At 40.8% G+C, this 8,997-nt stretch carries 8 protein-coding genes and 1 pseudogene; 6 read left to right on the plus strand and 3 right to left on the minus strand.

What is annotated here, in order from left to right:
• Positions 1-139: 139 nt before the first annotated feature.
• From rhaB to rhaM, 6 genes are all read left to right on the plus strand, one after another.
• Positions 140-1,588, plus strand: coding sequence for a rhamnulokinase (rhaB, locus tag PR834_RS13725; protein WP_272536715.1), 1,449 nt, complete (start codon positions 140-142; stop codon positions 1,586-1,588).
• Positions 1,589-1,632: 44 nt separating this feature from the next.
• Positions 1,633-2,883, plus strand: coding sequence for an L-rhamnose isomerase (locus PR834_RS13730; protein WP_004259694.1), 1,251 nt, complete (start codon positions 1,633-1,635; stop codon positions 2,881-2,883).
• A 10-nt stretch (positions 2,884-2,893) separates the two neighbouring features.
• On the plus strand, positions 2,894-3,715 hold the full coding sequence (gene rhaD, locus PR834_RS13735) for a rhamnulose-1-phosphate aldolase (RefSeq protein ID WP_004259698.1): 822 nt from the start codon (positions 2,894-2,896) through the stop codon (positions 3,713-3,715).
• Positions 3,716-3,789: 74 nt separating this feature from the next.
• Complete coding sequence (rhaT, locus tag PR834_RS13740) at positions 3,790-4,824, plus strand: L-rhamnose/proton symporter RhaT (protein ID WP_004259701.1); 1,035 nt, start codon at positions 3,790-3,792, stop codon at positions 4,822-4,824.
• A gap of 39 nt (positions 4,825-4,863) precedes the next feature.
• On the plus strand, positions 4,864-6,015 hold the full coding sequence (gene fucO, locus PR834_RS13745; protein WP_272525327.1) for a lactaldehyde reductase: 1,152 nt from the start codon (positions 4,864-4,866) through the stop codon (positions 6,013-6,015).
• A gap of 11 nt (positions 6,016-6,026) precedes the next feature.
• A complete protein-coding gene (gene rhaM / locus PR834_RS13750) occupies positions 6,027-6,341 on the plus strand; it encodes an L-rhamnose mutarotase (protein WP_096865089.1) in 315 nt (104 codons plus the stop codon).
• Between the two features lie 36 nt (positions 6,342-6,377).
• Here the strand turns inward: rhaM and PR834_RS13755 are convergent, their stop codons facing one another.
• From PR834_RS13755 to PR834_RS13765, 3 genes and pseudogenes are all read right to left on the minus strand, one after another.
• Positions 6,378-7,235, minus strand: a complete 858-nt coding sequence (locus PR834_RS13755; protein WP_096865090.1) for a helix-turn-helix domain-containing protein — start codon at positions 7,233-7,235, stop codon at positions 6,378-6,380.
• A gap of 42 nt (positions 7,236-7,277) precedes the next feature.
• Entirely contained in the window at positions 7,278-8,087 is an 810-nt protein-coding gene (gene rhaS / locus PR834_RS13760; protein ID WP_096865091.1) for an HTH-type transcriptional activator RhaS, read from the minus strand.
• Positions 8,088-8,727: 640 nt separating this feature from the next.
• Positions 8,728-8,997, minus strand: a pseudogene (locus PR834_RS13765) (hypothetical protein); the annotation flags it as partial.

The raw sequence follows: 8,997 nt of genomic DNA on the forward strand, positions 1-8,997 counted from the left end.
ATTTCAAGTCTGTGAATAAGATCACTACGACTTTAAATATATTGCCATTTTTCCTTTTTAGTGACGCTCTATTAAACGCGCTCACTATTCACTATCTCTAGTATATGACTATAAGTTAAGTAATAGAGATTAAAAAGTCATGAATATTCGCCATGTTGTTGCTATTGATTTAGGCGCATCTAGCGGTCGTGTCATGTTGGCTTGCTATGATGTGCATAATAAAAAATTATCATTAGATGAAATTCATCGTTTTACAAACCATTTGATCACTGAAGGTGATCATTGTTATTGGGATCTGGATGATCTTGAGGCTCAAATACGGATTGGCTTACACCATATAGAGCAATCTGGCATCCATATTGACAGCATTGGCATCGACACTTGGGGCGTTGATTATGTTCTACTTGACCGTGATGGTGCCACCGTCGGTCGCAATTTCTCTTACCGTGATAACCGCACCCAAGGTGTCATGGAGCAAGTCCAAACCGACCTTGGTGTTCAAAATATCTACCAAAAAACAGGGATCCAATTTCTCCCTTTCAATACCTTATATCAATTGAAGTCCTTGCAACAATCACACCCTCAATGGCTGGAACAAGCACACCATTTATTATTGATCCCTGATTATTTCGCATACCGTTTGACTGGGCAAATCAACCATGAATATACCAATATTTCCACCAGCCAAATGGTTAACCTGGAAACAAGTGATTGGGATGATGAGTTAGTCGAGTATCTACAAATACCACGCCGTTTATTAGGTGAAATCAAGCAACCAGGTAATATCATTGGCCACTGGCAAACGCCCAAAGGTAAAAAAATTCCGGTGATTGCCGTAGCAAGCCATGATACGGCTAGCGCTGTTATTGCGGCGCCGATAACCGATAGCCATAGTGCCTATTTAAGCTCAGGAACTTGGTCATTAATGGGCCTCGAACGTACTACTCCTTGTACTTGTGAATACGCATTTGCTGCCAATATTACCAATGAAGGTGGAGTAAATGGCCACTACCGTGTCCTAAAGAATATTATGGGGTTATGGTTATTCCAACGCATTTGTCTTGAACATGACGTGCAAGATATTTGCAGCCTAATTGAGTCAGCAGAAGCTATCCCTGCCTTCACTTATCTTATTAACCCCAATGATAACCGCTTCTTAAACCCTGAGTCGATGAGCCAGGCCATTAAAGAGGCTTGTCAGGAAAACCAACAACCCGTCCCAAATACTATCGCTGAGCTAGCTCGCTGTGTTTTCGACAGCTTAGCACTGCTTTATCGTCAAGTGTTTCTTGAATTACAGCAAATAAACCATGCCCCATTACAACAGCTGCATATCGTCGGTGGTGGTAGCCAAAATGCCCTACTTAACCAACTCTGCGCCAACACTTGCGGAGTCCCTGTGAGCACAGGCCCGATTGAAGCGTCCACCTTAGGAAACATTGGGTATCAGTTGATTGCCCTAAACACCATTCCAGATGTACCAACCCTGCGCACCATTATTGCAGAAAATATCGAGCTTTGTTGGTTTCAACCTCAAAGCATCGCGCTGGATGAACCTTGGAAACAATTTAAAACCATTACGGCCTAACTCAGGTTATTAACCGTATATCGATAAGTTATAAGGAAAATTTCATGTCTAATTACAAAGAAAGTTATCTTATTGCCAAACAACGTTTTGCTGACCTTGGTATCGATACTGAACTGGCGATGCAAGCCATGGCTGACTTGCCTGTATCGATGCATTGCTGGCAGGGAGATGACGTAGCTGGCTTTGAAAAATCTGCAACCGCTTTAAGCGGTGGTATTCAAGCTACAGGTAATTACCCCGGCAAAGCGACCAATGCGATTGAATTACGCGCAGACATGGATAAAGCAATGAGCTTAATTCCTGGCCCTAAACGCGTTAACCTGCACGCTCTTTATCTCGAAGCTGATACCGCCGTCGAACGTAATGAAATTGAACCTCGCCATTTTGCCAATTGGGTTGATTGGGCGAAAAAAAACCATATCGCGCTCGATTTTAACCCTTCTTATTTTTCCCATCCACTCAGTAGCGAAGCGACGCTAACTCACAGTAATAAGGAAATTAGAGACTATTGGATTGGCCATGGACAAGCTTGTCGCCGTATTTCTGCGTATTTTGGCGAGTCATTAAATAGTGCTTCCGTAATGAATATTTGGATCCCTGACGGCATGAAAGATCTCCCCGTCGACCGCTATGCGCCACGCCAACGGTTAGTCGAGTCATTGGATGAAATTATCAGTGAAAAAATTGATATTAAATATCATATCGATGCCGTCGAAAGTAAGTTATTCGGTATTGGTGCCGAATCTTACACCGCAGGCTCCAGTGAGTTTTATTTGGGCTATGCCATCACACGTAAAACCGCATTATGTTTAGATGCCGGCCACTTCCATCCAACCGAGGTTATTTCAGACAAAATTTCAGCCGTCATTCCTTATGTTGAACGCCTATTATTGCACGTCAGCCGTCCTGTGCGTTGGGACAGTGACCACGTCATTTTACTTGATGATGAAACTCAAGCGATTGCCAATGAAATCATTCGCCATAACTTAAAAAACCGTGTGCACATTGGTCTCGATTTCTTTGACGCATCGATTAACCGCATTGCTGCGTGGGTCATTGGGACTCGCAATATGAAAAAAGCGTTACTACGCGCCTTACTTGAACCAACCGCAAGACTGCGTCAACTCGAAGCAGAAGGGGACTTCACAGCTCGCCTCGCGCTATTGGAAGAACAAAAATGCCTGCCATGGCAAGCTGTTTGGGATGAATACTGCGAACGCAACAATGTTCCTGTAGGCGAAAAATGGTTAGATGAAGTTAAACAATACGAAAAATCAACATTATTAACACGTTAAGGTAAATTGTATGCAAGATATTCTGACATCTTGGTTTGTCCAAGGGATGATAAAAGCCACCAGCGATATGTGGCTCAAAGGCTGGGATGAACGTAATGGCGGTAATGTGAGCTTACGACTAACTGAAGACGATGTTGCTCCATTTAAACACACTTTTCACGCTGACCCGCGTTATATCGAAACAACTGAACCGGTTAAAGAGCTAGCAAACCAATATTTTATTGTCACAGGTTCTGGTAAATTTTTCCGTAATGTTGCCTTAGACCCTGCAGATAACTTGGGTCTAGTTCGTATCGATAATGAAGGTCAGGGTTACCATATTGTTTGGGGCTTTGTGAATGGTGCAATACCAACCTCGGAATTTGCTGCTCACTTTCAATCACATATCACACGTATGCAAGCCACTAATGGCGCTAACCGCGTCATCATGCACTGCCATGCAACCAATATCATTGCGCTAAGCTATGTTTTACCGCTCGATAGTGCATCCATCACGCGTCATTTATGGGAAATGAGTACCGAATGTTTGGTTGTTTTCCCTGATGGTATCGGTGTGCTGCCATGGATGGTGCCTGGCACAGATGGCATCGGCTTAGAAACAGCGGAACAAATGAAACAACATGGCTTAGTACTTTGGCCATTCCATGGAATTTTTGGTTCCGGCCCAACCTTAGATGACGCTTTTGGTTTAATTGATACCGCAGAAAAATCCGCTGAGATACTTGTCAAAGTTCTCTCGATGGGCGGTAAAAAACAAACTATTTCAACAGAGAATCTGATTGCGCTTGCCAAGCGATTCAATGTCACACCAATGTCTGATGCATTGAAATAAAGCCTGTTTCTCTGTGGATAGGCCTTCCCTTCCACAGAGAAATTAAAACGATAATAAACAGTGAGGAATAGTTCATGGGCAGTGGAATTTTACTCGGTATTTTTTGGCATTTTGTCGGCGCAGCTTCGGCGGCTTGCTTCTACGCACCATTAAAAAAAGTTAAAAACTGGTCATGGGAAACTATGTGGTCCATTGCCGGGATTTTTTCTTGGATTATTTTACCTTGGACCATCAGTTATATTTTACTTCCTGACTTTTGGGCCTACTACAGCTCTTTTAGTGCAAATATTCTGATCCCCGTTTTTTTATTTGGTGCTATGTGGGGGGTGGGTAATATTGGCTATGGTCTGACTATGCGCTATTTAGGTATGTCAATGGGCATCGGAATTGCCATTGGTATTACGCTCATTGTTGGTACATTAATGACCCCAATTATTCAAGGCACATTTGGCGAATTGATTGCCTCTACGGGTGGAAAATTAACAATTCTTGGCGTCCTTGTGGCTGTTCTTGGGGTTGCCATCGTTTCCTATGCCGGGTTACTGAAAGAAAAAGCGACCGGAGTGCAAGCCGAAGAGTTCAACCTGAAAAAAGGCTTATTACTGGCAGTCATGTGCGGCATTTTCTCAGCCGGTATGTCATTCGCAATGAGTGCAGCCGTCCCTATGCACGAGGCGTCCGCTGCCCTTGGCGTTTCTTCTCTTTATGTGGCATTACCAAGTTACGTCATCATCATGGGTGGCGGTGCATTAATCAATTTAGGCTATTGTTTTATTAGACTTATTTATCGTAAAGATATCTCTTTCAAATCAGATATCTCTGTCCCCAAAGCCCTACTGGTCAGCAATATTTTATTTGCCATTTTGGGTGGCGCTATGTGGTACTTCCAATTTTTCTTCTACGCATGGGGACATGCAAATATCCCATCACAATACGGCTTTATGAGCTGGATGCTACATATGAGTTTCTATGTTCTGTGTGGCGGTATCGTGGGGTTAGCGCTAAAAGAATGGAAAGGCACCGGCAGAAAACCCGTTCGAATTTTATGTTTAGGCTGTTTAGTGATTATCTTAGCGGCAAATATTGTTGGCTTGGGAATGGCCGCCTAGTGTAACAGTTTTTTATTTTAATTGATTGGGAGGTCAGCGATGACCCATAGAATGATACTTAATGAAACCTCATACTTTGGCGAAGGGGCAATTAACCACCTTGTCGAGGAAATTCAAAAACGCCAATTTAACAAAGCACTGATTGTCACGGATGCGGATCTGGTTAAATATAATGTAGTCAGTAAAGTCACCCAATTATTAGATGACGCTAAGTTGGACTACGCCATTTATGATGGTGTTATTCCTAACCCAACCATTGATACCGTCCAACAAGGGCTAAAACACTTCAAACAATCTAATGCAGATTGTCTTATCGCTATCGGAGGAGGTTCTCCACAAGACACCGCTAAAGCGATTGGGATTATTATCAATAACCCACAATACGAAAATGTGGTGAGCTTAGAAGGTGTCGCTCCAACCCAAAACCCAGCAGTTCCTATTATCGCAATCCCAACTACCGCAGGAACTGCAGCTGAAGTCACGATTAACTATGTCATCACAGATAACAAGCTGTGCCGTAAATTTGTGTGCGTTGACCCCCATAGTATTCCGATTGTTGCCATTATTGATCCATCAATGATGGCATCCATGCCTGCAAGCTTAAAGGCTGCAACTGGCGTTGATGCTCTCACCCATGCTATTGAAGGCTATATCACGAAAGGGGCTTGGGCACTTACCGATGCTCTACACCTTAAATCCATTGAGTTGATCAGCAATTCGTTACGGCAATCCGTTAAGGGCGACCCGCAAGGTGTTGAAACGATGGCACTAGCACAATACATGGCAGGAATGGGCTTTTCTAACGTTGGCTTGGGGTTAGTTCATGGTATGGCTCATCCCCTTGGAGCGTTTTACAATACTCCACACGGTGTCGCTAACGCTATTTTATTACCTCATGTTATGTCGTATAACGCTGATTATACTGGGGAAAAATATCGAGATATCGCTCGTGCTATGGGTGTAAAAAATATCGATGCCTTTTCACTTCAAGAAGCCAGAAATACCGCCATTGCTGCTGTTTTTGCGCTAAACAAGGACGTTGGTATTCCTGAAAAACTGCGTGAGATCGGCATGAAACTGGAAGATATTCCATCCCTTGCTCAAGCCGCCTTTGATGATGTGTGTACTGGAGGTAATCCACGTGACGCCACATTAGAAGACATCACTGAATTATATCAAGCGATTTATTAGAGAGTGATACCATGATAAAAAAAGCATTTGTGATGCAAATTGCTCCTGACGCCCACCAAGAATATCAGCGCCGACATGATGAAATTTGGCCTGAATTAGTGCTGACACTCAAAGAACATGGCGCACATCACTATTCTATTTTCTTAGATAACAAACGAAATTTATTATTCGGCTACGTGGAAATTGAATCACAGGAACGCTGGGATAGCGTTGCACAAACGGAAGTGTGCCAAAAATGGTGGAAATATATGTCGGATATTATGCCATCAAACCCTGACAATAGCCCAATCAGTGATGAGTTAAGGTCGGTATTTTATTTAGACTAATCTCCCCCTAGGCAGTGCTAGTCTATTGGCTAGCACTTACCTCAATTTATCTTTTTGTAAAAAACAACGGCGATATGCACTTGCTGTCATTTTCATTTTTTTATGGAAGACACTCGAAAAATAATTACTGTCTTCATAACCACATTGCCCAGCGACTTCACTAATCGACAACGAGGTACTACGCAATAATAACGCCGCTTGGCACAAACGTAATTGTTGCAGATATTCCATTACCGTCATTCCTGTTTTCGACTTAAATAAACGCTGCAATGAACGCGCAGACATCTGATGCTCCTGAGCAAATTTTTCTAATGAAAATGACGTATTGATACTTAAATTTAAACAGTTTATTAGCTGATCCATTTGGTGTAATAAACTTATTGGAGCTTGATCTGGCTGATAACGTAAACGATAAATATAAATAGCTAACTGTAAAAATAGGCCTTCGCAAAGATGAATAGATGGAATATCCGGTTTTTGGCATTCTAATGCCATTTTCTCAATAATGGGCGTCAACGTTGATAAGCTGGAAGGCGGCAATTTCCAGTGCCTAGATGTTATCGGCTGATAACTTAATGGAACATACTTTTCAATAGATTTTTTAATGAGAAACTCATTAGGTTTATATAATACATTAACCAGTTTTAAGTTATTTACTGAGTGATAGCCATGACAATCTTCCGCATTAATATAAAACAGATCTCCACAAGTAATTGGATAATCAATACCATTCCAATGGTGTAAACCATTTCCTGAAAAAACAATCACAAACTCATTAAAATTATGGCTATGAACAATAAAATCTTCCTGAGAATCCCGCATTTCTATCGTCACGGTATTTTCAGGCCTAATAAAATAATCACTGCTGTTGATCGAAAGAATGCTTTGTATCATGATCACCTCAAAAAAGTGTAGGGATGATCATTACGATCTTTTTTAATTACTGCAATGACGCAGGTCACGGGGTGTGAAATTATACTCACTTTTAAAACACGTCGAAAAATATGCACTATCATTAAAGCCACTTTCCAATGCAATATCCGTAATGGTTTTATCTGAAAAACGAATTTGGTAATAAGCTTCTGATAGCCTCAACTTTATTAAGTAATTTTGTGGTGATATGCCTAAATTATTTTTCATATAACGATGAAAGGTCCGTAATGACACTGAAAATTGAGTGGTTAAATGCCCCCAATCGACATCTTCGGTAAAATTCATATTTAGCCAGCGTAACATCTGGATAATACGTTGTTCATTATTCCCTTCACCAATATGGTTATAACGGCCATCTTGTAAATTAACAATTAACTGCAAAAAAAGGCTTTCAGTATAAGCAAGATCAGAGCCATCGCTTTCGTTGAGTTTATCAATAATTTGTTGTGCTTTATTGTAATGCTCTTTATTTAAGAGCCAATGTGAAATGTTTTTTTCAGCATCTGTCGGAAAAAAATGACTGATATTATTTAAATAGGTAAAACTGGAGTCTGAGCGATAAAGTACATTGGTTAAATTGAGGTTGGAAACATTATCAAATAAGTGATAATCACAGGATTTTATATAGCACACCATCCCAGGACATAATGTATAAGGCCTCCCATTAAGTACATGTAGGCCAATACCCTGAGTTACCAAAAAGATCTCACTAAAATCATGTGTATGTTCAGGAAAAATAGGCTGAGGTACCCTTGGCTCAACTGTAATGTGCTGCTGCGGTGTGATAAAAAAATCTTCGCTATATAATTTCATGAAAGATCTCCTAATAAACACTTCTCGCCCGTAAAACTGACCATGGTTTATTTATCGTTCGTGGGATTATCGTAAATACCCTTATATCCCTATTCTATTGATCTCATCCAAAATCGCCTTGAAATTATGACCAAGTAATCACACGTTATTGGCGATATTTTCAAGAGTTCACCAAGTAAATGTACAAAATGTGACCCTGGATACATAAAAGCCACTCTATCTAAGAACACCGTCTCTGTAGCACATAGCGTATAATAACGATCACACGTTGTTGTAAGCGAGCCACAACATAAAAGGGTACAGATTCTCTACGGCTTTAATTGAATCAAGAGATACCAATAATAGATACTTGATGTAGGATGAGTTGGATTGAAATGTATTAACGGAAAAGTAGAAAATTTCTTATAACATTTTGATTTAAAACATAAAAAAAGACGCCTTTAGTATCTCAAACTGCTGACCCTAAATAGTCATTAGGGAATTATTGAATACTACCCTAAATTAAATAATTCCATCAAAAACAACACAAAATGCCTGTGTAATTTTAAACCAGAAAAACCTCATTATCTCTCCGCCATTTTAGGCTAAGCCAATACCACCGCATAGAAGTGATATTGACTTAATACAAACCTGAAACTTACTAACGATAGCTAAATAAAACATTCACGGTATTACTGAATTGCCCTGATTTAATGGCTTCGGCATCTTTCTTGGATAATTCGACACTGTAAGGGAAGTAGCCAGGCTGCTGTTTACTGATACTCCCTTTATAATAATACTGATCAAATGCGACCTGCTGGTTATTGGTTCTGTCTGTAATTGCAGCTTGTAGGCCATTGTCAAAGACGATGTACTTTTTATTTACCACGCCGCTGTTGCTTTGGAATGCAACACTGACTTCTAATGCTGC

Origin of the sequence: Providencia sp. PROV182 (genome assembly GCF_028480325.1) — a bacterium.
Lineage (GTDB): Bacteria > Pseudomonadota > Gammaproteobacteria > Enterobacterales > Enterobacteriaceae > Providencia > Providencia hangzhouensis.